20 protein-coding genes are annotated in these 23436 nt (G+C 74.2%); 9 read left to right on the top strand and 11 right to left on the bottom strand.

What is annotated here, in order from left to right:
* Window positions 1–153: 153 nt before the first annotated feature.
* Window positions 154–1317 (bottom strand): o-succinylbenzoate--CoA ligase, encoded by a 1164-nt coding sequence (gene menE / locus PSED_RS28145; RefSeq protein WP_013677628.1) that lies wholly within the window; start codon window positions 1315–1317, stop codon window positions 154–156.
* 98 nt (window positions 1318–1415) lie between these two features.
* Between menE and hrpB the strand changes: the two genes are divergently transcribed.
* Both hrpB and PSED_RS28135 read left to right on the top strand, forming a co-directional pair.
* Complete coding sequence (gene hrpB, locus PSED_RS28140) at window positions 1416–3845, top strand: ATP-dependent helicase HrpB (RefSeq protein ID WP_041760073.1); 2430 nt, start codon at window positions 1416–1418, stop codon at window positions 3843–3845.
* Window positions 3846–3966: 121 nt separating this feature from the next.
* Window positions 3967–5034, top strand: a complete 1068-nt coding sequence (locus tag PSED_RS28135; RefSeq protein WP_013677626.1) for a YlbL family protein — start codon at window positions 3967–3969, stop codon at window positions 5032–5034.
* Window positions 5035–5143: 109 nt separating this feature from the next.
* On the opposite strand, the gene PSED_RS28130 is transcribed toward PSED_RS28135, so the two are convergent.
* Window positions 5144–6052, bottom strand: a complete 909-nt coding sequence (locus tag PSED_RS28130; protein ID WP_013677625.1) for a 1,4-dihydroxy-2-naphthoyl-CoA synthase — start codon at window positions 6050–6052, stop codon at window positions 5144–5146.
* 84 nt (window positions 6053–6136) lie between these two features.
* On the bottom strand, window positions 6137–6646 hold the full coding sequence (locus tag PSED_RS28125) for a TetR/AcrR family transcriptional regulator (protein ID WP_013677624.1): 510 nt from the start codon (window positions 6644–6646) through the stop codon (window positions 6137–6139).
* A gap of 46 nt (window positions 6647–6692) precedes the next feature.
* Between PSED_RS28125 and PSED_RS28120 the strand changes: the two genes are divergently transcribed.
* Window positions 6693–7217, top strand: a complete 525-nt coding sequence (locus tag PSED_RS28120; protein ID WP_013677623.1) for a GNAT family N-acetyltransferase — start codon at window positions 6693–6695, stop codon at window positions 7215–7217.
* A gap of 171 nt (window positions 7218–7388) precedes the next feature.
* Here the strand turns inward: PSED_RS28120 and PSED_RS28115 are convergent, their stop codons facing one another.
* On the bottom strand, window positions 7389–8102 hold the full coding sequence (locus PSED_RS28115) for an ANTAR domain-containing response regulator (RefSeq protein ID WP_049803525.1): 714 nt from the start codon (window positions 8100–8102) through the stop codon (window positions 7389–7391).
* Between the two features lie 220 nt (window positions 8103–8322).
* Between PSED_RS28115 and PSED_RS28110 the strand changes: the two genes are divergently transcribed.
* The 4 genes from PSED_RS28110 to PSED_RS28095 all read left to right on the top strand — a co-directional run bounded on the left by PSED_RS28110 (window position 8323) and on the right by PSED_RS28095 (window position 13479).
* On the top strand, window positions 8323–11232 hold the full coding sequence (locus PSED_RS28110) for an FAD-binding and (Fe-S)-binding domain-containing protein (RefSeq protein ID WP_049803524.1): 2910 nt from the start codon (window positions 8323–8325) through the stop codon (window positions 11230–11232).
* A 32-nt stretch (window positions 11233–11264) separates the two neighbouring features.
* Window positions 11265–11963 (top strand): DUF998 domain-containing protein, encoded by a 699-nt coding sequence (locus tag PSED_RS28105; RefSeq protein WP_013677620.1) that lies wholly within the window; start codon window positions 11265–11267, stop codon window positions 11961–11963.
* A gap of 316 nt (window positions 11964–12279) precedes the next feature.
* Complete coding sequence (locus PSED_RS28100) at window positions 12280–13107, top strand: aldo/keto reductase (RefSeq protein ID WP_013677619.1); 828 nt, start codon at window positions 12280–12282, stop codon at window positions 13105–13107.
* Between the two features lie 63 nt (window positions 13108–13170).
* Entirely contained in the window at window positions 13171–13479 is a 309-nt protein-coding gene (locus PSED_RS28095) for an adhesin (RefSeq protein WP_013677618.1), read from the top strand.
* Window positions 13480–13523: 44 nt separating this feature from the next.
* Here PSED_RS28095 and PSED_RS28090 read toward each other — a convergent pair whose 3' ends face one another.
* Entirely contained in the window at window positions 13524–15164 is a 1641-nt protein-coding gene (locus tag PSED_RS28090; protein ID WP_013677617.1) for an ABC-F family ATP-binding cassette domain-containing protein, read from the bottom strand.
* 17 nt (window positions 15165–15181) lie between these two features.
* The gene (locus PSED_RS28085) at window positions 15182–16468 is read right to left on the bottom strand and encodes an aspartate aminotransferase family protein (protein WP_013677616.1); all 1287 of its coding nucleotides are present in this window, start codon (window positions 16466–16468) and stop codon (window positions 15182–15184) included.
* A gap of 81 nt (window positions 16469–16549) precedes the next feature.
* Between PSED_RS28085 and menD the strand changes: the two genes are divergently transcribed.
* On the top strand, window positions 16550–18178 hold the full coding sequence (gene menD / locus PSED_RS28080; RefSeq protein WP_041760069.1) for a 2-succinyl-5-enolpyruvyl-6-hydroxy-3-cyclohexene-1-carboxylic-acid synthase: 1629 nt from the start codon (window positions 16550–16552) through the stop codon (window positions 18176–18178).
* A 59-nt stretch (window positions 18179–18237) separates the two neighbouring features.
* Here the strand turns inward: menD and PSED_RS28075 are convergent, their stop codons facing one another.
* The 5 genes from PSED_RS28075 to PSED_RS28055 all read right to left on the bottom strand — a co-directional run bounded on the left by PSED_RS28075 (window position 18238) and on the right by PSED_RS28055 (window position 22802).
* Window positions 18238–18624 (bottom strand): tautomerase family protein, encoded by a 387-nt coding sequence (locus PSED_RS28075; RefSeq protein WP_013677614.1) that lies wholly within the window; start codon window positions 18622–18624, stop codon window positions 18238–18240.
* Between the two features lie 107 nt (window positions 18625–18731).
* On the bottom strand, window positions 18732–19166 hold the full coding sequence (locus tag PSED_RS28070) for a VOC family protein (RefSeq protein ID WP_013677613.1): 435 nt from the start codon (window positions 19164–19166) through the stop codon (window positions 18732–18734).
* Window positions 19167–19186: 20 nt separating this feature from the next.
* A complete protein-coding gene (locus PSED_RS28065; RefSeq protein WP_013677612.1) occupies window positions 19187–20917 on the bottom strand; it encodes an MOSC and FAD-binding oxidoreductase domain-containing protein in 1731 nt (576 codons plus the stop codon).
* A gap of 52 nt (window positions 20918–20969) precedes the next feature.
* Window positions 20970–21854, bottom strand: a complete 885-nt coding sequence (locus PSED_RS28060; protein ID WP_013677611.1) for an IS5 family transposase — start codon at window positions 21852–21854, stop codon at window positions 20970–20972.
* Between the two features lie 54 nt (window positions 21855–21908).
* Entirely contained in the window at window positions 21909–22802 is an 894-nt protein-coding gene (locus PSED_RS28055) for a DUF427 domain-containing protein (protein WP_013677610.1), read from the bottom strand.
* A gap of 90 nt (window positions 22803–22892) precedes the next feature.
* Here PSED_RS28055 and PSED_RS28050 point away from each other — a divergent pair, with 90 nt between their 5' ends.
* The gene (locus PSED_RS28050) at window positions 22893–23408 is read left to right on the top strand and encodes a CGNR zinc finger domain-containing protein (protein ID WP_049803776.1); all 516 of its coding nucleotides are present in this window, start codon (window positions 22893–22895) and stop codon (window positions 23406–23408) included.
* Window positions 23409–23436 lie beyond the last annotated feature (28 nt).

Genomic DNA, 23436 nt, shown 5'->3' with positions numbered 1-23436 from the left:
CGGCGTCCCCCCGACGGTCGTGCCTGTTCGTGTCAGCCCTGTGACTGCTGTGACGGCCGGTGTGGATGTGCCGCCTGACGCGAAGCAGACCGGATGATGCGGAGCGGGTCAACCGACGGAGAGTGACGATCACCGAACGTGTGGCCCCGATCGTCACCGGATCGGGGGTGTGTGCTCCGAGCTGTTCGTCGCGCTGAGCAGTCGTGCGACGGCGGAACGGTCCGGTTTTCCGATGCCGCGCAACGGGACCGCGTCGACCGCGAGCCACCGTCGGGGCACGGCCGCACGACCGAGTGCGGTGCGCACGGCCGCGCGCAGGGATGCGCGCAGGTCGTCGAGATTCCCGTCGGGCGCGAGCACGACGGCGGCGGCCACCACCGCGCCCCAGTGCTCGTCGGGCACCCCCACGACGCAGGCGTCGGCGATCCCGGGCTGGGCGGCCAGCACCCGCTCGACCGCCGCCGGGGCGACCTTCTCGCCGCCGGTGACCACGACGTCGTCGGCGCGGCCCAGCACGGTCAGCCTGCCGTCGTCGAGCCGCCCGAGGTCGCCGGTCCGGAACCGGCCGCCGCCGAAGGCCGCCGCCGTCGCGGCCGCGTCGCCGAGATAGCCGGCCGCGACCGTCGGCCCGCCCAGCACGATGCGCCCGTCGTCCTCGAGGGTGACGCTCACCCCGTCGAGCGGCAGGCCGTCGTAGACGCAGCCACCCGCGGTCTCGCTCATCCCGTAGGTCGTGACGACGTGCACACCCGCGTCGAGGGCCCTGGCGCGCAGGGCCGGATCGAGCGCGGCGCCGCCGACCAGTACCGCCGCGTACCCGCGCAGCGCCGCCAGCGGCGCGCCCCCGGCGTCGAGGAGGCGCAGCAGCTGGGTCGGGACCAGGCTCGTGTAGCGCCGGTCGCCGTGCGGCAGCCGCTCGGTCGCCCGGGCGAAGCCGTCGGGCCGGAACCCCTCGCGCACGTCCTGCACCTGCGGCGGGGCGCCCGCGAGCAGCGCCCGCACCACGACCTGGATGCCGGCGACGTGCTCGGCGGGCAGGGCGAGCAGCCACCGGCCGGGCCCGCCCAGCCGGTCCTCCGTCGCGCGCGCCGATGCCGTGAGCGCCGCGGCGGTGAGCACGACGTGCTTGGGCTCGCCGGTGGAGCCCGACGTCGAGACGACGACGGCCGCGCCCTCCGGGAGCTCCCCGGCGGGGTCGGGGCCGGGCACGGCGACCGGCCGTACCGCGGGGCCGGTCCCGTCGAGTGCGGCGGCCAGCGCGGCGGCGAGCCCGGCGACGGACCCGGGGGAGCCGTCGACGACAACGGAGCGCAGCATCGTTCCCTTTCCGGTCGAGCAGGGGCCGGACCAGCGTGTCATGCGGCCGGACCCGCCCTGTGGGCCCCGCCCGCTCCGGCAGGGGAGACTCCCCGGTGATGCGCCTGCCCGACCTCCCCGACCTGCCCGTGCGCGGGCACCTCGACGACGTCGTGGCGACGCTCGCCGCGCACGGCACCGCGGTCCTCGTCGCACCCCCGGGCACCGGCAAGACGACGCTCGTCCCGCTCGCGCTGGCCGCCGCCGAACCGGGCCGCGTCCTCGTCGCCGAACCCCGCCGGCTCGCGGCCCGCGCCGCCGCGGCCCGGATGGCGTCACTGCTGGGCGAGCGGGTCGGCGGGACCGTCGGGTACGCGGTGCGCGGCGACCGCAAGGTGTCGGCGGGGACCCGCGTCGAGATGGTGACGTCGGGGCTCCTGCTGCGGCGCCTCGCCGCCGACCCGGAGCTCGCCGGGGTGACGACGGTCGTCCTCGACGAGTGCCACGAGCGGCATCTCGACGCCGACCTGCTGCTCGCGCTGCTGCTCGACGCCCGTGCCGGCCTGCGACCCGACCTGCGGCTGCTCGCGACGTCGGCGACCGTTGCCGCGACCCGGCTCGCCGACGTGCTGGGCGGCGCTCCCGTGCGGGCGATCGAGGCGCGCACGTTCCCGGTCGAGGTCTCCTACGCGCCGCCCGCGCGTGGGGAGAGGATCGAGGCCTGCGTGGCCCGTGCCGTCCGCGCGGTGCTGGACCGGGGTGACGTGCTGGCCTTCCTGCCCGGCGTGGCGGAGATCCGGCGCACCGCCGCCGCGCTCGACGGTGTCGACGCCGACGTCGTGCCCCTGCACGGGCGCCTGCCCGTCGCCGAGCAGGACCGCGCGCTCACCCCCGGGCCACGGCGTCGCGTCGTGCTCGCGACGGCCGTCGCCGAGTCGAGCCTGACCGTCCCGGGGGTGCGGGCCGTCGTCGACGCCGGGCTCGCCCGCGTCCCGCGCGTCGACCACCGCCGCGGCCTCGCGGGGCTGGTCACCACGAGGGTGTCGGCGGCCGTGGCCGAGCAGCGGGCAGGCCGAGCCGGTCGCGAGGCGCCCGGCCGGGCCGTGCGCTGCTGGGCCGCGGGAGAGGTGCTCGCGCGCTTCCCGGAGCCGGAGATCCGCACGGCCGACCTGACCCGGCTCGCGCTCGACCTCGCCGAGTGGGGTACCCCCGACGGGACCGGGCTGACCTGGTGGGACCCGCCGCCCGACGGTCCGCTCGCCGCGGGCCGCGAGGTCCTGCGCTCGCTCGGTGCCGTCGACGCCGGCGGCTCGATCACCCCGCGCGGGCGCGACATGGCCGGCCTCGGCCTGCATCCGCGGCTCGCCCGGGCCCTGCTCGACGGCGCCGCGGCCGTCGGGACGCGGGCCGCGGCCGAGGTCGTCGCGCTGCTCGACGACGACACCCTCGCCACCGGCACCGACGTCGACGACGTGCTGCGCGGGCTGCGGACGGGCTCGGCCCCCGGCGCCGGCCGCTGGCGGGCCGAGGCGCGACGGCTCGAACGGCTGGTGGACCGAGAGGCGGCCGGGCGTTCCGGAGCGCGTTCCGGGGCGGCCGAGGTCGTCGCGCTCGCGCATCCCGAGCGGCTCGCGTGTCGTCGTGCGGGTGGTGGCCCGGTGTTCCTGATGGCCGGCGGGACGGCCGTCGAGGTGCCGCCGGGCCCGCTCGCCGACCACGAGTGGCTCGCCGTCGCCACCGCCGACCGGACGCCCGGCGCCCAGCACGGCCGGGTCCGGCTCGCCGCGGCCGCCGACCGCGAGCTCGCCGAGCGCGTCGCGGCCACGCTGCTCGCCGACACCGACGAGGTCGCGTGGGTCGACGGCGACGTCCGCGCCCGCCGGGTCCGGAGGCTCGGCGCGATCGTCCTGGACGAACGCCCGCTGCCCGCCCCGGACCGGTCGGCGGTCCGCGCGGCGCTGCTCGACGGCCTGCGCACCGAGGGGCTCGGCCTCCTGCACTGGAGCGCGTCCGCCCGAGCGCTGCGCGACCGCGTCGCGACCCTGCACCGGGTGCTCGGCGACCCGTGGCCCGACGTGTCCGACGAGGCCCTGCTCGCCGACCCCGACCGCTGGTGGACCGGCCCGCTCGACCGCGCCCGCCGCCGCGCCGACCTCGGGAAGGTCGAGGCCGGGCAGATCGTCCGGATGCTGCTGGACCCGGCCGTCGCCCACCGGCTCGACGAGCTCGCCCCCGAACGCCTCGAGGTGCCGACGGGCTCGCGCATCGCCCTGGACTGGTCGGGCGACCAGCCCGTCCTCGCCGTGCGGCTGCAGGAGGTGCTGGGCTGGACGGCGACGCCGACCGTCGCGGGCGGGCGGCTCCCCGTGCTGCTGCACCTGCTCTCGCCCGCGGGCCGGCCCGCGGCGGTGACCGCGGATCTCGCCTCGTTCTGGACGGGCGGGTACCCGCAGGTCCGCGCCGAGCTGCGCGGCCGGTACCCCAAGCACGACTGGCCCGTCGACCCGCTGACGGCCACTCCCGGCAGGGGGCCGCGGCGTCGGACCTGATCGTGCGACCCGGGCCGCGCGGCCGTGCTCAGGGACGCGTCGTATCGTCCGGGGTGATCGGGCGGTCGGGGGCGCCGTCCCACCCAGGCATTCCAGGGAGTCCGCACGTGTCAGGTGTCCGGTGAGCGCCACCCCCGCCCCGCCCACGCCCCGGGTTCGCCGTCCCGGTCCGAGCACCGTGCGGCTGCTGCTCGCCGTCGCCGGCCTGCTGGCGGTCTGCGTGCTCGGTGCGACGGTCCCGGTGCCGATCGTCGCCCTCGGCCCCGGCCCGACGTTCAACACCCTCGACACACAGGACGGCAAGCCCGTCGTCGACATCTCCGGGCTGCCCACCTACCCGACGTCCGGGCACCTGAACATGACGACGGTGTCGGTCACCGACGGGCTCACGATGTTCCAGGTCCTCGGGGCCTGGGCGAACCCCGACCAGCAGGTGGTCCCGCGCAGCGCGGTCTTCCCGCCGGGCCAGACCCAGCAGGAGGTCGACGCCAAGAACGACGCCGACTTCGACAGCTCGGAGACCGACGCCGTCTCGGCCGCGCTGACCTTCCTCAACCTGCCCGCGCAGGTGATCGTCGGCCCCGACATCCCCGGGATCCCGGTCAACCCCGTGCTGCGGCCCGGCGACCGGATCGTCTCTGTGCAGGGCAAGCCGATCACGAAGATCGCCGACATCCGCGCCGCGCTCACCGGGACGGCGCCGGGTCAGCAGGTCCCCGTCGACATCGTCCGCGGCGAGGGCGCCCAGCAGACCGTCACCGTCACGTTGATCCAGCTCAGCGGCAGCACCCAGGGCGGGCTGGGCATCGCCCCCGTAGCCCGGCCCGCGGCGCCCGACGACTCGATCACCATCTCGCTCACCGGTGTGGGCGGACCGTCGGCGGGGCTCATGTTCTCCCTCGCCGTCGTCGACCGGCTCACCCCGGGCGAGCTGACCGGCGGGAAGTTCATCGCGGGCACCGGCGAGATCACCGCGACCGGCGACGTCGGCGCGATCGCGGGCATCCCGCTCAAGCTGATCGCGGCCGAGGACGCCGGGGCGCAGGTGTTCCTCGTGCCGTCGGCCAACTGTGCGGAGGCCAAGGCCGCGGCGCCCGCGGGGATGACGTTGGTCAAGGTCGACCGGCTCGACGAGGCCGTCGCCGACCTCGACACGATCCGCGCCGGCGGGACGGCCCCCGCCTGCTGACCCGCTCCGCCGCCTGCGCTGACCCGCCCCGCCCCGAGCGCAACCTGAGCGTCCTGTCGAGCGGCTCCGACGACGATGAGGTTGCGCCCGGGCGTGGGCGTGACGGCGCTCAGTAGTGCCAGGGATAGGGCGCCCAGTCGGGCTCGCGCTTCTCCAGGAACGCGTCGCGCCCCTCGACGGCCTCGTCGGTCATGTACGCCATCCGCGTCGCCTCACCGGCGAACAGCTGCTGGCCGACGAGCCCGTCGTCGGCCAGGTTGAACGCGTACTTCAGCATCCGCTGGGCCTGCGGTGACTTGCCGTTGATGAGCGTGGCCCACTCCAGCGCGACCTTCTCCAGGTCGGCGTGCGGGACGACCCGGTTCACCGCGCCCATCGCGTGCATCTCCTCGGCGGTGTAGGCCTGCCCGAGGAAGAAGATCTCGCGGGCGAACTTCTGTCCGACCTGCCGGGCCAGGTACGCCGAGCCGTAGCCGCCGTCGAAGGAGCCGACGTCGGCGTCGGTCTGCTTGAACCGGGCGTGCTCCGCGCTGGCCAGCGTCAGGTCGGCCACCGCGTGCAGCGAGTGCCCGCCGCCCGCCGCCCAGCCGTTGACGACGGCGATGACGACCTTGGGCATGAACCGGATGAGCCGCTGGCACTCCAGGATGTGCAGTCGGCCGGCCCGGCCGGGCTCGACGGTGTCGGCCGTCTCGCCCGAGGCGTACTGGTAGCCGCTGCGGCCGCGGATCCGCTGGTCGCCGCCCGAGCAGAACGCCCGGCCGCCGTCGCGCGGGGACGGGCCGTTGCCGGTCAGCAGCACGCAGCCGACGTCGGAGCTCTGCCGGGCGTGGTCGAGCGCGGTGTACAGCTCGTCGACCGTGCCCGGACGGAACGCGTTGCGCACCTCCGGGCGGTCGAACGCGATCCGCACCGCGCCCGTGGACACGGCCCGGTGGTAGGTGATGTCGGTGAAGTCGAAGCCCGGGACGGCCGTCCAGGCCTCGGGATCGAACAGCTCGGAGACGGCGTCGCTCACGCAGCGGACCCTACGTCGCGCCCGGGTGCGGGCCCGCGACCGGTCGACGCCGCCGGTGTCCGCACTGTCCGGTGGCACCTGGGGCTAGGGAGCGAAGGCCTGCACAGCGGCGGTGGTGCGGGCTCGGTCACCCGTGGCGAGGAGGTCGAGGAGCGCGCCACGCAAGAGCGCCAGTGCGGCGGTCGCGGCGGGTTCGGTGAGGGTCCGGCGCAGGACGGCGAGCCAGTCCGCCACCGTCGCCTCGGCGAAGCCGGCCCACGGCCCGTCGGGCTCGACGAGCGAGCGGGCGTAGCCCTCGACCCACAACCGCAGGAGACCGCGGTGCTCCGGGGCGGCGAGCCACTCCCAGACGGCCGCCACGGGGACCTCACCCGGCGGGAGCCCGTCGAGCTCGGCCTCGCGAGCCCGCGCGAGCAGGGCCCTGACCAGGCCGTCCTTCGAGCCGAACAGATACAGGAGCACGCGCGGACTGGTCTCGATCGCCTCGGCGAGCGGGCGCAGCGACATGCCGGCGAGGCCGTGCTGCAGGACGTAGGCGTACGCCTTCTCCAGCAGCTCGGCCCGGCGGGCCGACCCTTGCGCATCCCGGGGCACGCGGTCCACCCTACTGAAACGAGTGTTTCAGTGAAAGGGGGAGGTCATGGAGATCCGAGAACTCGGCAGGCCGGGTGACCTCGGCTGGGTCGTCGCCGCGCACGGCGAGCAGTACGCGCGGGAGTTCGGCTGGGACGCGTCGTTCGAGGCGCTCGTCGCACGGATCGTCGCCGACTTCGGCGCCGGCGCGGCGGGGTCCCGTGCGTGGATCGCCGAGCTGGAGGGCCGCCGCGTCGGCTGCGTCTTCTGCGTCCCCGGACGGGACTCGACCGCAGTCCTTCGCCTTCTGCTCGTCGACCCCGCCGCACGCGGCCACGGGCTCGGCACCCGGCTCGTCGCCACCTGCGTCGACTTCGCCCGCACCGAGGGCTACGAGCGCCTCCGGCTCTGGACCAACGACGTGCTCGCCGCCGCCCGGCGGATCTACCTCGACGCCGGCTTCCGACTCGTCGCCGAGAGGCCGCATCACAGCTTCGGAGCCGACCTCGTCGGCCAGGACTACGAACTCGACCTGACCAACCGCGCGTCCCGGGCCGTGCGGCTCGGTGACCGACCGCCGGGGTCGGGGTAGACCGGCAGGAGCGGGTCCGGTGAAGCGGGGCCGCAGTCGAGCGTCCCCCGCCGTCCCAGCCGACACACGTCGTTCCGGACGGTCGTCGGTGTCAGCGGCTCCTGACCGGTCCTGCCCGGCGGGCGCGGACGCCGCGCCGCGGTGCCGGCACCTCGCGCCGGCGCTGCCGGTTCAGTGCCAGGCCTGCCCGTCCCGGTCGCGGCGGCTCGCGGTGTCGCCGTCGCGCCGGGTCGTTCCGAGCTCACTCGAGAGGGCGCGGGCGATGTCGCGGGGCAGCGGGGTTCCCGCGGGGAGCGCACCGACGATCTCGACCGCGACGTCGCGCAGCTTGCGGTTGACCGCCTGCGAGAGCGTGATCAGCAGCCGGAACGCGTCGTCCTCCGAGCATCCCTTCAGCTGCATCAGCATGCCCTTGGCCTGCTCGATCACCGGGCGGCTGCGCAACGCCGTCTCCAACTGGTCGGCGCGTCCGAGCAGCTCGTCGCGCTCGGTGCCCAGGTCGACGACGGTCCCCACGGCCGCGACCACCTCCGCCCCGTCGAGGTCGGGCTCGACGAGGACCAGCAGACTGCGCGCGGGCCCCGAGCCGTCGGCGACCCGGAACATCCCGCAGACGGGCGCGCCCTTCGTGACGGCCTCGGCGATCGTGGCCGCGCCGTCCGCCGTCGACAGGGAGAGCACGTCGCGGGGGTCGAGGTGACGTGCGGGGCCGGCCGGGAGCACCGGCCATGTCCACGCGCCCGTGGCGAGGTCCAGCCTGAACCGGCCGACGTGGTCGGCGGTCGCGGGTCGGCTGAGGGCCTCGATCGTCGGGGACGGATCGAGGTCGTCGTGCATGGGCACCTGTCCAGCGGGCTCGGTCTCGGCGTTCTGACCGCGGGCCACGCTGCTGGACCTGCGCCGGGCGACGTTACCAAGTGCGGGCGACGGGTGGAGCGGCTGCTCCCGCTCGGCGAAGCACCGGGACGGGCTGCGCGGGCGGGAGCCGGCCGGTCGCGCGCCCGCTGTGGCCGCCGGCGGCAGGAGCGGCTCGGCGCACCGCCGCGGTCGGGGTCGGGGCGGCCCGGTGGGCGCGGCACGGCGTCGGGAGCAGAGACTGGGGGACGTGCGCACCGACGGGACCGCCGACCTCGCTGCCGACCTCGCCGCCGACCTCGCTGCCGACCTTGCCGCAGCCGTGTCCGGAGGCGTCCGGTTCGATGCCGCGCACCGCGCGATGTGGTCGGCGGACGCGTCGAACTACCGGCGGGTGCCGATCGGCGTGGTCGCCCCCCGCGACGCCGCAGACGTCGAGGCCGCGCTCGAGGTCTGCCGCCGCCACGACGTCCCGGTCCTGCCGGTGGGGGCGCGCACGTCGATCGCCGGGCAGGCGGTGAACACCGCCGTCGTGCTCGACTTCCGCGCGCACATGAACCGTGTCCTCGACATCGACCCCGAGGCCGGGACCGCCCGCGTCCAGCCAGGGGTCGTGCTCGACACGTTGCGCGACGCCGCCCGACCGCACGGTCTGACCTTCGGCCCGGACCCGTCGACGCACTCGCGCTGCACGCTCGGCGGCATGATCGGGAACAACGCCTGCGGGTCGCACTCGGTCGCGTGGGGCAAGACCGTCGACAACACGGTGTCGCTCGACGTCCTGACCTACCGCGGCGAGCGGCTCACCGCCGGCCCCGCCTCGACCGGCGACATCCCGGACCGGCTGCGCGCCCTGGGGTCCCGGCTGGCGGGTGAGATCCGGTCGTCGGTCCCGGAGCTCACGCGCCGGGTCTCGGGGTACAACCTCGACAGCCTCGTGCCCGGTGCCTTCGACCTGGCGAAGGCGCTCGTCGGGACGGAGGGCACCTGCGCGGTCGTCACCGAGGCCACGGTGCGCCTCGTCGAGTCCCCGCCGGCCCGCGCACTGGCCGTCCTCGGCTTCCCCGACGCCTACGTCGCCGCCGACCACGTCATGGTCGTCCGCGAGCACGCCCCGTTGACGATCGAGGGGATGGACGCCGGGCTGGTCGCCGCCCTGCGTGCGCACGACCCCCTCGAGCGGGCCACCGAGGCCCTGCCGGAGGGCGGTGGCTGGCTCTACGTCGAGACGGGTGGGGCGACGCGGCGGGAGGCCGAGGCCGCCGCGGCAGCCGTGGCGGCGGCGATGCGGTCCTACGGGGCGACGAGCGTCGTCGTCGGCGACCCGGCGGCGCAGAAGGCGTTGTGGCGCATCAGGGAGGACGGCGCGGGCATCCTCACCCGCAGCCCCGACGGCGGCGAGGCGTGGCCCGGCTGGGAGGACGCGGCGGTCCCGCCGGAGAGGTTCGGCGCCTACCTGCGCGAGTTCGACCGGGTGCTGGCCGACCACGGCCGTCGCGGCGTCTACTACGGGCACTTCGGCGACGGCTGTCTGCACGTGCGCATCGACTTCGACCTGCTCTCGCGCAGCGGGATCGCCAACTTCCGGGATTTCATGGAGGCCGCGGCCGACCTCGTCGTCGCGCACGGCGGGTCGCTCTCCGGCGAGCACGGCGACGGCACCGCCCGTGCAGAGCTGCTGCCGCGCATGTACCCGCCGTCGATCATCGAGGGGTTCGAGGAGTTCAAGGCAGTCTGGGATCCCGACGACCGGATGAACCCCGGCTGCCTCGTGCGCCCCGCCAAGCTCGACGACGACCTGCGCGTCTTCGTCGGGATGCCGTCCATCGCCGACACACCGCAGCTCGCGTTCGCGGACGACCGCGGCAGCTTCACCCGCGCCACGCGGCGCTGCCTCGGCGTCGGGCGCTGCGTCACCGGATCCGGCGGGGTCATGTGCCCCAGCTACCGCGCGACCGGCGAGGAGATGCACTCCACCCGCGGCCGGGCGCGACTGCTGTTCGAGATGGCCAACGGGCAGGTCGTCGGTGGTGGGTGGGACTCGCCCGACGTCGCCGAGGCGCTCGATCTCTGCCTGTCCTGCAAGGGCTGCAAGCGCGACTGCCCGGTCGGCGTCGACATGGCCGCGTACAAGGCGGAGTTCCTCGCCCAGCACTGGGCCGGACGCCGCCGACCCGCCTCGCACTACTCGATGGGCGCGCTGCCGCGGTGGCTGGGGATCGTCGGCAGGCTGCCGGCGCGGCTGGTGGACGCCCTCAACGCGGCGGCGCGCGGGCCGCTGGCGGCGCCGGCGAAGCGCCTCGCCGGGATCGACCCCCGACGCGGCATCCCGCCGATCGCCCGGACCTCGTTCGCCCGCAGCGCCGCCCGCCGCCCGTTGCGTGCCGTCCGTCCCGCACGAGCCCGGCGTGGGCGGCTGCTGCTCTGGCCGGACACGTTCACCGACCACTTCGACCCGGCGATCGCGACCGACGCGGTCGCGGTGCTGGAAGCCCTGGGCTACGCCGTCGAGCTCCCGCCGCGGGCGGTGTGCTGCGGGCTGACCTGGAAGTCCACCGGACAGCTGGACACCGCGCGGAAGGTGGTGGCGCGCAGCCTGCGCACGATCCGTCCGTGGCTCACCGCGGGTGTGCCGGTGGTCGGGCTGGAGCCGTCGTGCACGGCCGCGCTGCGCGCCGACGCGGCCGAGCTGCTGCCCGACGACCCCGACGTCGCGCTGCTCGCCGACGGGGTGCGGACGTTCGCCGAGGTCCTTGCCCGGCACGCCGACGAGCTCCCCGGACTGGTCACCGCGCCCGGCGGCCGCGCGCTCGTGCAGGTGCACTGCCACCAGCACGCCGAGCTGGGCGTCGACGCCGACCGGACGGTCATGCGCGCGTTGGGGATCGACGCCGAGGTGCTGGACTCGGGCTGCTGCGGGCTCGCCGGCGACTTCGGGTTCGAGGACGGCCACTACGACGTCTCGATGGCGTGCGCCGAACGCGTCCTGCTGCCGGCCGTCCGGGCGGCCGACGCCGATGTCGCGGTGCTGGCCGACGGCTTCAGCTGCCGGACCCAGCTGCGTCAGGCCGGGACCCGCGAACCCGTCCACCTCGCCCAGCTCGCGGCCCGCGCCCTCGGCCTCCACCGGGGGAGCTCGGGGCCGGTCTCCGATCGTTGACTTCTCAACGGGCGGGCGACGAGGGGAGCCGTGTGCCCAGGGACACCGTGTCGCGGGGGTTGGCCGCGGTCGGCGGGCTCGGCGTCGCGCTGGCGATCGTGCTGGTCGGGGCGCTGCACGTCGTCTCCGCCGGTCGCGTCGACCCCGTCCGCCGCACGATCAGCGAGTACGCGCTCGGCCCCGACGCCTGGCTTTTCGACGTCGGCGTGATCGCGCTCGCCGTCGGGTCGCTGGCCGTGCTGGTGGCGCTGGCGCGCACCCGGGTCCTGGGGCCGCTCTCCGGGGCGACGGTCATGCTCGCGGTGTGGGTCCTCGGCATGGTCACCGTGGTCGTGTTCGAGAAGACGAACTGGGCGGTCGGACCGAGCGTCGGCGGCTACATCCACCGCTACGCGAGCCTCGTCGCCTTCCTCGCGCTGCCGATCGGGGGGCTGCTCGTCGCGCGCGGGCAGCGCGGCAGGTCGGAGTCGTTCGCCGCCCGGGTCTGGACGCGGGTGCTGGCCCTGGCGTCGCTGGGGTGGTTCCTGCCGATCCTGTGGGGCTTCGCGCTCCGCCCGATCACCGGCCGCTCGTGGTGGAACACCATCCCGCTGGGCCTGGTCGAGCGGGGGCTGGCGCTGACCGAGGTGTTGCTCGTCGCGACGCTGGCGGTGTGGGCGGCCCGGGCGGCGGGGTTGCCGGCGAAGGCCGTCGGGCCGGGTGGGACGGTCGTCGAGCCGGCCCGCGCGTGAGGTGTCCCGACGGGCCGTGGCCCCCGTGGTGATCGTCGAGCGAGGGACATGGGCGCATCCTGGTGCGTGCATGTCCCGAGGACGGCGATCAACCGGGGATGTCGCGGACGTCCCGCGGGCGGCGATCGCCAAGTGCGGTCACCCCGACTGCGATCACGCCGGGCGCGGCCGCACCCGGCGAACCAGGAGTGGTCAGCCCGGCGCGCCGGGCACCCCGGTCGCGGCGGTCCAGGGCCACAGAGGGCCCGCGCGCATCGTCGGACGATCGTGCGCAGGCGACAGGGTGTGGCGGCGCCGCATCGGGTAGACCGGTCGTATGAGCTCTGTCCCCAACCTGACGTTGAACAACGGCGTCGCGATACCGCAGTTCGGTTTCGGCGTCTTCCAGGTCGGTCCCGGCGAGACGGTCGAGGCGGTCCGCCAGGCGCTCGACGCCGGCTACCGGCACATCGACACCGCCCAGGCCTACGGTAACGAGGCCGAGGTGGGCCGCGCCCTGGCCGAGTCGGGACTCGCGCGCGACGAGGTCTTCGTCACCACCAAGCTGGCCAACGACCGGCAGGGCCGCGACTCCGCGGTCGCGGCGCTGGGCGAGAGCCTGGAGAAGCTGGGCCTCGACCACGTCGACCTCTACCTGATCCACTGGCCCCGCCCGCAGGCCGACGTCTACGTCGAGACCTGGGAGGGCCTGGAGCGGTGCGCGAAGGACGGCCTCGCCCGCGCGATCGGCGTCTCCAACTTCCAGGTTGCGCACCTCGAGCGCCTCGCCGCCGAGACCGGCACCGTCCCCGCGGTCAACCAGATCGAGCTGCACCCGCTGCTCACCCAGGCCGACCTGCGCGAATACCACGCGGCGCACGGGATCCTCACCGAGGCGTGGGCGCCGATCGCCAAGGGCGGCGAGCTGCTGTCCGACGAGCGGCTGGTCGCGATCGGGCAGGCGCACGGCAAGTCGGCGGCCCAGGTCGTGCTGCGCTGGCACGTCCAGCTGGGCAACATCGTGTTCCCCAAGTCGGTGACGCCGTCGCGGATCCGGGAGAACATCGACGTCTTCGACTTCGCGCTCTCCGACGAGGAGATGGCGACGGTGAGCTCGCTCGACGCGGGCACCCGACTGGGTCCGGACCCCGACCGGTTCGGCTGAATCGACGTGACCGGCGGCTCGGCGGGCGTGCGAGCGGCCGGACACGTGCCTAGTGTGGGGTGAATGTTGGCAATCACCGAGACCGCGGCAGAGGCCATCAAGTCATTGACGGCCGACGCAGAACTCCCCGACGGAGGGGGTCTGCGCATCGCCTCCACCGAGCCCGACCAGGGCCTGGAGCTGTCGCTCGCGGCCCAGCCGGTCGAGAGCGACACGGTGCTCACCGGCGACGGGGTGACCGTGTTCCTGGAGCCCGCGGCCGCGGAGGTCCTCGACGACAAGGTGCTGGACGTGCAGCCGGTCGAGACCTCCGAAGGCCAGGAGCTCCGCTTCGCGATCGGCCCGCAGGCCGAACCCACGCCCGAGTCCTGACCACCCTCGTGAGTGGCAATCGTCGCCATGGCGACGATTGCCACTCACTGTGCTTCGTCGACCTTCCCCGCGTCGACGTGCCAGCGCCGCGTCGCGCGGACGGTGTCGAGCATCCGGCGGTCGTGGGTCACCAGCAGCACGGTCCCGGGGAAGTTCTCGACGGCCTGTTCGAGCTGCTCGATCGCGGGCAGGTCGAGGTGGTTGGTGGGCTCGTCGAGCACCAGGAGGTTGACCTCGCGGGCCTGCAGCAGCGCCAGCGCCGCGCGGGTCCGCTCGCCGGGTGACAGCGACGACGCCGGGCGCGGCACGTGCTCGCGGGTCAGCCCGAACTTCGCGAGCAGCGTGCGGACGTCGGAGTCGTTCCAGTCCGGGACCGCCTCGCCGAACGCGCGGGCCAGCGACGCGTCGCCCATGAACAGCCCGCGCGCCTGGTCGACCTCCCCGACCCGGACCCCGGACCCGAGCCCGGCGGCTCCCGAGTCGACCGGGATGCGGCCCAGCAGGGCGGCGAGCAGCGTCGTCTTGCCCGAGCCGTTGGCCCCGGTGACGACGACCCGGTCCGCCCAGTCGACCTGGACGCTCACGGGGCCGAGGGTGAACGACCCGCGCGTCACGACGGCCGCGTCGGCGTACGCCGCGACGGTTCCCGAGCGCGGGGCCGCGGCGATCGTCATGCGCAGCTCCCACTCCTTGCGGGGCTCCTCGACGACGTCGAGCCGCTCGATCATCCGCTGCGTCTGCCGGGCCTTGGCGGCCTGCTTCTCGCTGGTCTCGGCGCGCTTGTTGCGGCCGATCTTGTCGTTGTCGGTCGACTTGCGACGTGCGTTGCGCACGCCCTGCGCCATCCAGTTGCGCTGCATCTGGGCGCGGTCCTTGAGTCCGCCGAGGGTGTCGGCGTAGTCCTCGTAGGCCTCGCGGGCGTGCCGGCGGGCCACCTCGCGCTCGGCGAGGTAGCTGTCGTAGCCGCCGTCGTACACACCGACCTGCTGCTGGGCGAGGTCGAGCTCGACGACGCGGGTCACCGTGCGCGCCAGGAACTCCCGGTCGTGGGAGACGATCACGGCGGGCGAGCGCAGGCCCGTCACGAAGCGTTCGAGGCGCTCCAGCCCGTCGAGGTCGAGGTCGTTGGTGGGCTCGTCGAGCAGCAGCACGTCGTAGCGCGAGAGCAGCAGCGCGGCGAGCCCCGCCCGCGCGGCCTGCCCGCCGGAGAGCGCCGTCATCGGGGTGTCGAGGTCGACGCCCAGGCCCACCTCGGCGCTCACCGCGCCGGCGCGTTCGTCGAGATCGGCGCCGCCGAGGGAGAGCCAGCGGTCGAGCGCGGTGGCGTACAGGTCGTCGGCGCCCGCGGCACCGTCGGACAGCGCGGCCGCGGCGGCGTCCATCAGCTCCTGCGCGGCAGTGACCCCGGTGCGCCGGGACAGGAACGCGGCGACGGTCTCGCCGGGACGGCGGTCGGGCTCCTGCGGCAGGTGCCCGACGGTCGCGTCGGGCGGGCTGAGGGCGACCGAGCCCTCCTCGGGCCGGTCCTCGCCGGCCAGCAGCCGCAGCAACGTCGACTTGCCGGCGCCGTTGGCGCCGACGAGTCCGACCACGTCGCCGGGCGCGACGACGAGATCGAGCCCGGAGAACAGGACGCGGGCGCCGTGGCCGGCGGCGAGATCGGTGGCCTGCAGGGTCGCGCTCATGACGACCCGAAACTACGTCACCCCGTGGCGACGTTCGTCAGAGCCCGGTCGAGGATGTCCAGCCCGAGGTCGACCTCGGAGTCGGCGACGGTCAGCGGCGGCGCGATGCGGAACACCCCGCCCATGCCCGGCAGCTGCACGACGTTCATGTGCAGCCCGAGCGCCAGGCACTCGGCGGTGACGGCGCGGCCCAGCTTGTCGGCGGGCTCCCTCGTCGTGCGGTCGGTGACGAGCTCGATGCCCTGCAGCAGCCCGCGGCCACGGACGTCGCCGATGCAGTCGTGCCGGGCGGCCAGCTCGCGCAGCCCGGCCCGCAGCCGGGTGCCCAGCTCGGCGGCCCGCGCGACCAGCCCGTCGCGGCGGACCACGTCGAGCACGGTCAGCCCGACGGCGGCGGGCAGCGGGTCGGAGACGTGAGTGGTGAAGAAGAGGAAGCCGCGTTCGTGGCAGCGCTCCTCGATCTCGGCGGACGTGATCGTCGCGGCGAGCGGGAGCCCGGCGCCGAGCGTCTTCGACAACGTCAGGATGTCGGGGACGACGCCGTCGCGCTCGAAGGCGTACATGGTGCCGGTGCGGGCGACACCGGTCTGCGCCTCGTCGAGGACGAGCAGCATCCCGCGTTCGTCGCACTTGCGCCGCAACGCCTCCAGGTATCCGGGCGGCAGCTCGACGACCCCGCCCGACGACAGGATCGGCTCCACCAGGCACGCCGCGAGCGCGCCCGCCGACTGCCGGTCGACCAGGTCCCAGGCGACGTCGAGCTCGGTGCGCCAGTCGTCGCCGAACACGCTGCGGTAGGCGTAGGGCGCCGGGATCGCGAGGTTGCCGGGGATCGGCGGGCCGTAGCCGCGCCTGCCCGCGCTGTAGGTCGCCGACGCGGCGCCGCCGGTCATGCCGTGCCACGACTGCGCGAAGCTCACGACCTCCCAGCCGCCGGTGTAGAGCTTCGCCATCTTGAGCGCCGCCTCGTTCGACTCCGCGCCCGTCGTCAGCAGCAGCGTGCGCTCCAGCGGGTCGGGCAGCGTCGCGGCGAGCTCGCGGGCCAGGTCGACGACCGGGCGCGACAGCATGCCGCTGAAGAGGTGGTCCAGCGTCGCGACCGACTCGCGGACCGTGGCGACGACGTCCGGGTGCGAGTGCCCGAGCACCGCGCTCATCTGGCCCGACGTGAAGTCGAGGATGGCCCGGCCCGTGGAGTCTCGGACGAACGAGCCCGCCGCGCTCTCGATCACGGCCGGGGTGAACGGCCCCCCGTAGCGGACCAGGTGCCGCTCGACGTCGTCCCAGAAACCGTCCTCGCCCATGCACGCCTCCGTCGGGGTGATCCAGCCGACGATATGCGCCGCGCCGCCGTCCGCGGTTCGTCCGTTCGTAGACTCGCGCGGGTGAACCCCTCGACGGCCCAGGCCAGGGTCATCGTCGACGAGCTGGTGCGATGCGGCGTCGGCGACGTCGTGCTCTGCCCGGGGTCGCGCAACGCCCCGTTCGCGATCGCGCTGCACGACGCCGACGCCGCCGGCAGGCTGCGGCTCCACGTCCGAATCGACGAACGCACGGCCGCGTTCCTCGCGCTCGGGCTCGCGCTGCGCTCCGGCCGTCCCGTCCCCGTCTGCACGACCTCGGGCACCGCGGTGGCCAACCTGCACCCGGCCGTGCTGGAGGCGTCGTACGCCGGGGTGCCGCTCGTCGCGCTCACCGCCGACCGGCCGCCCGAGCTGGTCGGCACCGGCGCCAGCCAGACCGTCGTGCAGCCGGGGATCTTCGGCGACGCCGTGCGGCACGCCGCGGTGCTGGCCGTCGCGCGCTCGGAGGCGGGGCAGCAGGGCCGCTGGCGCGCCGCGGTCGACCGGGCGCTGGCCGCCGCCCTCAGGGAACCGGGCCCGGTGCACCTCGACGTCCCGTTCGCCGAGCCCCTCGTGCCCGACGACGACACGTCCTGGCCCGACCCCCTGGACGGCCGTGCCGGCGGCCGCCCGTGGACCGCTGTCGCCCCGGGGATGCCGGCCGCCTCCGAGCCGTTGCCGCTCGACCCGGCCGCGCCGACGGTCGTCGTCGTCGGGCCGGGAGCGCCCGCCGGGCTCGACCTCGCGGGCCTACCGGTCGTCGCCGAGCCGTCGTCGGGGTACTGGGGCGCGGGGTTGCGCGCGGGGCCCTGGCTGCTGGGCGATCCGTCGTTGCGGCCGGCCCAGGTCGTCGTCGCCGGTCGGCCGACGCTGCACCGCCCCGTGCAACGGCTGCTCGCCGACCCCGCCGTCGCCGTCCACGCGATCGGCGACGGCGCCCCCTGGACCGACGTCGCCGCAACCGTCCGCGCCGTCGGGTCGCTGCCGGCGATGCGGCCCGACGCGGGCTGGCTCGCCCGCTGGCAGGCGGCCGACCGGGCCGCGTCCGTCGCCCTCGACGCCGCGCTCGCCGACGACGCGCCCACCGGGCTGCGGCTCGCGCACGCCCTCGCCGCGGCGCTGCCCGACGGTGCCGCGCTGGTCCTGGGCTCGTCGAACCCCGTGCGGGACATGGCGTTGGCCGGGGCGCCGCGGGCCGGGCTGACCGTCGTGTCCAACCGCGGCGTCGCGGGTATCGACGGGACCGTCTCCACCGCCACCGGTGTGGCACTCGCCCACGACGGACCGACCTTCGCCCTCCTCGGCGACCTGACGTTGCTGCACGACACCACCGGGCTCGTGCTCGGCCCCGACGAGCCCGCCCCCGACCTGACGTTCGTGGTGCTCAACGACCGCGGGGGTGGCATCTTCAGCCTGCTCGAACAGGGCGCTCCCGCACACGCGGCGTCCTTCGAGCGGGTCTTCGGGACCCCGCACACCGTCGACGTCGCGGCGCTGTGCGCGGCGGTCGGTGTCGCCCACACGGCCGTCGACGATCCCGCGAAGCTCGCCGAGGTGCTGGGGGTCCCCGCGGGGCGGACGCTCGTCGAGGTCCGCGCCGAGCGTGGCGACCTGCGCGACGGCCACGCCCGGCTGCGCGCCCGGATCGACGCGGCTTTGTCAGGGCTCTGACTCGTCGATGATCGCGGTGCCCGGCGTGCGCCGGCCTGCTGCACCTGTATCGCGGACAATCAGGTGAGATCGTGGAACTGCGCCTCGCCGTTCCCGAACGACCAGTTCTCCGCGGCGGTCTCGACGACCGAAATGAGGACATCCTCGGCGCGGACGCCCGGATTCCTCCCCAGTCGGTCGACGATCTCGCGGTACATCGCCAATTTGGCGTCGGTGGCCTTGCCAGGTGCCCAGAACACCTGGATCTGCACGAGATCGTCGGAGCGGTCGATACCCAGCAAGTCGCCGTAGGAGAATTCCCCGTCACCGTGCTCCGTGAGCGCCGTGAAACGGTCGCCCGGCTCGATCTGCACACTCGTGAGCATCGCTTCGTAGATTTCGTCGAGCAGCGCCTTTTTGTACTCGACGGACTTCCCGCTTCGTATCGCGATTCGCGTGACGGGCATGGGTTTCCTTCCAATAGCAGGCTTGAAGAGGGGCCGACAACCGTCGCCGGGGACGGCAGGGTGCGCAGCTTCGTGGAGGCGGCACGGCTCGGGCCGCGCGCTGCTGGTCAGCGAGGACCTTCTGCGTGCCCGCGCTCCTGCAACACCCAGACGTTGCCGTCGGGATCAACCAGTTCGGCGGTGCTCGCATAGTCCCGATGTTCGGGGTCGACGCCCACGTCCCAGCCTCCTGCCCAGCGGTCGACCGGCGCCTTGTGGCGGACCTCGCCGACCGCGACGCCGCGGTCGAGTAGCTCTCGCCGCGCCTTCTCGACGTCCGGGACGACGAGGTAATGGGTTCGTTCCGCAATGGCCGTCCTGGGGGACGAGAGTTGCAGCTGGACCGAACAGGACGATCCGGGCGGGGTCAACTGCAGGACGCGGAAGTCGTCGGTGGGTCGGTAGTCGACGTCGAGGTCGAAGCCGACCTGCTCGGTGTAGAACGCGAGCGAGCGGTCGACGTCCGCCACGGGGAGGACGACGACCTCGAGTTGGTACTGCACGGTGTGTTCCTCTCGGGTGGTCACATGTCGAGCACGATCTCGCTGCGCGGACGCGCGCAACAGACGAGCACCGTGCCGGGGGGCGGGTCGGTGAGCGGGCTGGGCGCGTAGTCGACCTCGCCGGTGAGGACCGGGGTCTGACAGGTCTGGCAGACCCCGGTGCGGCACTGCCATCGCGTGGGGATGTGGCAGGCTTCGGCGAACTCGAGGATGTTGGCTCTGGACTCGTCGAACGGTGCGCTGATGCCACTCCGCGCGAAGGAGACGGTGGGCCCCGTGCCCGGCGGCCCCGGCGGCACCCGGGGGACGAGGTCAGGTCGTCGCACGACACCGGGGTTGATCGCGGTGAGTGCGCCGAAGGTCTCGGTGTGGATCTTGCGCGGGTCGAGGCCGGTGGCGACCAGCCCCGCCGTCACGTCGGTCATGAACCCCGTGGGCCCGCAGACGTAGGCGACGGCGTCCCGTGGCAGGTCCAGGTCGGCGAGGTGGGTCGCGGTGAGCCGCCCTGGCGTGGCGTCCACGGCGGGGCACGTTCCGTCGGCGGCGCTGTAGTACGTGCGGGTGCGGACGTGGGGAAGCTCGCTGAGCAGGGCCTCGGTCTCCGCTGCGAATGCCTGCTCCTCCGGCTGTCGTGCCGCATGCAGCCACCACACACACCGTGGGCTGTGCTCGGCGGCCAGCCGGTGCAGCATTGCCAGCACCGGGGTGATGCCGATCCCGGCCGAGGCCAGCACGACGGGTGCGGTGCCGTCGTCGAGGACGAATTCCCCGCGCGGGGCGGCGACCTCCAGGGTCGTTCCCGGGTGGACGGTGTCGTGGAGGTAGCCACTGCCGAGACCGCCGGGCTCGCGCTTCACGCTGATCCGGTATGTGCCGTCCGGCCGTGCGGCCGAGAGCGAGTAGCTGCGCACCAGGTCGCCGCACTCGCCCGGCAGGCGGAGCGTGACGTACTGCCCCGGGCCTGCCTCGGGAAGTCGGGCGCCCTCGGGCGAAGCCAGGACGAACGACGAGACGTGGGACGTCTCCCGGACGACGTCGGTCACCTGCAGGTCCCGGAACCCGGTCCAGCCCGCGTCGGGTGCCGGGCCGTGAGCCGCGTCGGGGTGGTCGGCCTCGTCGAGCAGCTGGCGAAGGGAGCCCTGCCAGCCGGGGCTGAGCGCGGGTATCCGGAGGGCGCGGCGGAGCGTGTCGACGTCCGGGTCGGGCAGGTACAGCAGCGCGTCGACAGCGGCGACGGTGACCTGCTCGTGCCCCGTCGCGACCCGGACGACCTCGTCCCCGGCCCGGATCTCGCCTTCCGTGATCACGCGCATGTAGAAGCCCGGACGGTGGTGGGCCACGAGCAGGGCCGCCAGCTCGGGTTCGCCGATCCGGAGGCCGGCCCGGAAGCAGGTGACCCGTGGTTGGCTGACCTCGAACTCGGCCTCCCCGATTCGGTAGCGGTCGCCGATGCACACCTCGGAGTCCCCGAGCCCTTCGACGGTGAGGTTCTCGGCGAAGCAGCCGGGGCGGAGGTCGTCGCGACCGAAATGCCGGCGCCAGTACTCGTACGACTCCACCTGGTAGACCAGGACGGCGCGGTTGGGGCCCCCGTGCCCGTAGGTGTCGCCCTGGCCGTCGCCGTCCAGGCCGAGCCGCCGCACGAGGCGGGGCCCGTCGACCGGGTCCTTCCAGGCACCGGTGTGGATGGTGACGCCGTTCCACGCGATGTCCCGGGGCATGCCTGCGTTGACCGAGACCAGGTTGGGCACGGATGTCCTCTCGCTCGCGGTGCCCTCAGAGAGTGTTGTAGAACCTCGGTGGTCAGTCTTTGAGGTCTTCTGCTAGTCGGCGGGCGGCTTCCTTCTCGATGTCGCTGCGGGGAGCGGGGAGTTCCTCACCGGCGAGGCGGGCGGCCATCAGCCGGATCATCGCGAACTTGATCATCGCCTCGGCGTGGGCGGTCTTGCGTTCGTAGTCCCGGGCCAACCGTCTACACCTCGTCAACCAGCCGAAGGTTCTCTCGACCACCCACCGGCGGGGCAGCACCTGGAACCCTTTCACGTCGGCGTTACGCGGCACCGCAACCACCTCCAGCCCCTCACTGCGCCGGGCCCAACCGACCAGGCCCGCGTCCACCGAGTTGACATAGCCGCCGTCGACCCACACCAACCCGAGCAGCGGGAACCGGGCCCGGGCACCGGTGAGCATCAACCGGGCCCCGGCCCGGTCCTGCACCGACGCCGAGTGCACCACCACGTGCAGCACCAGGCCCAGGGTGTCGACCAGCAGGTGGCGCTTGCGGCCCCGGACGCGTTTACCGGCGTCGTAGCCGATCTGTTCACCGCCCTCGCTGGACCTCGCCGACTGGGAGTCCAGCACCGCCGCCGAGGGCTGCGGGTCACGCCCGTCGGCGATGCGGACCCGCTCACGCAGCACCTCGTGGACCCGGTCCCAGGTGCCGTCGCGGGTCCAGGCCCGAAACCACTGGTAGGCGATGCTCCACGGGGCCAGATCGTGCGGGACCAGCCGCCAAGCGCACCCGCTGACCAGCACATAAGAGATCGTGTCGATGATCAACCGGCGGGAGTGCACGTACGGGCGCCCGCCCAACACCGCCGCCGGGCGGGGCAGCAACGGCTCGATCAACACCCACTGGGCGTCGGTCACCGAGGAGTCATACGCCGGTTTGCAGGTACAGACACACACCCGACCGGATGATCAACAGGTCCGGGCGACTACTACGGCCGCCACGCCGAGTGATCACCAGGTTTCACAACACTCTCTCAGGCGACCGGGTCGGTGACGATCTCGTCGGTGGTCAGTCCGCGGTCCACGCCGTGGGGGGGTGACCTGTTGTCCGGGTTCGAGCCGGAGTGGCGCGCCGTCGAGGGTGACCGCGACCTTGTCCGGCTCGAACGAGACATGGTCACGCACCCGGGCGACCTCGGGCCAGGCGTCCACGTAGGACCAGGCCCCCCGGGCGACGCCGGCGACGTCGTAATAGCTCGCGAGACCCTTGTAGGGGCAGAACGTCTGGCCCTCGACCAGGGTGAGGGCCGCGCCGTCGACGTCGGCTCGGGGCACGTACCAGCGCGGCGCGAAGCCGAACTCGTAGAGGGCCAGGGGGTTCGTGGTGTCGGCGACGACCCGGTCCCCGACGCGGACGACAAGATGGCGCGAGGTGCTGCGGATGTCGTTGCGGTGGTAGGCGTCCGCGGCGTGGCCGACGATGCGCTCGTCCTCCTCGTAGAAGGCGTCCATCGCACGCCAGGCGAACGCGACCCGTCCCTCCAGCTCGCTGGCGTACGGCGGGAGCGAGGTGTGCTGCCAGGCGGCGCGCCGGGTGGCGTGCCCCCCGGCGTGGACGGCGAACCACGCGGTCTTGCCGAGATCGCGGTGGTCGGTCACCGTGTTGAGCGGCTGCAGCGCCCCGGGCACCACCGCGGCGAGCGGGAAGTAGGCGACGGGGTAGCGGCCGGGCTCGTGGAGGAGGACGACGTCGTCGCTGTCGGCGATCCACTCGCCGCCGAACCGCACCCGCATCCGGCGCCGTGACGGCTCTGCGAACAGCAGGCGCTCCGGGAGCGGGTCGGGCACCAGGAAGCGTCCGACCGGTGCCGCGCCGAGTGGACCCTGTTGCCAGGACAGGCCCATGACTGCGTCCTTTCGTGGGGTGTGGTGCCGAGTTGGCGGAGCGTGCCGGACTAACTCGGAATCGGTTCTATGACGGTTAGTATTGAGTCCATGCCCGATCTGGCGACACGTGAGGACGAGGTTCTGCTTCTGGACCTGCTGAACAGCACCCCCGTCCTGAATGGCGTGCCCCAGGACCTCTTGGTCGTCGACGGGGGGCCGGCGCCCTGGGTGCAGGAGCAGGGCGGCCCCGGATCGGCGGCCGAGGTCGCGCACTTGCGGCTGCTTCGCGACACGCTGCAGGCCGTCGTCCGTGGCGACGAACGGCCCGAGGCGTTGCGCCCGTTCCTCACCGGCGTGCACCTGCTTCCCACGATCCACTCGGGTGGCCTCGGCTGGCGCCTCGCCGTGGACGACGACCGACGCCTGGCAGCTCGTGCGCTCGTGGCTTGGGGCCGGGTCCAGGAGACGATGCCTGGCCGGCTCCGGCCCTGTGCCAACGAAGAGTGCCGCCTGTTCCTGCTCGACCGCAGCAAGCCGAACACGGCACGGTGGTGCTCGATGAAGGTCTGCGGCAACCGAATGAAAGCCCGTCGCCATTACGAGCGCGCTCGCCGGATCGACTGAACCGCGGGTGGTCGGCCGCGCCTGGTAG

The organism is Pseudonocardia benzenivorans CB1190 (assembly GCF_000196675.2).
Lineage (GTDB): Bacteria > Actinomycetota > Actinomycetes > Mycobacteriales > Pseudonocardiaceae > Pseudonocardia > Pseudonocardia benzenivorans.
The sequence above is the reverse complement of the archived record's forward strand: the minus strand, read 5'-3'. Positions and strand labels throughout refer to the sequence as shown.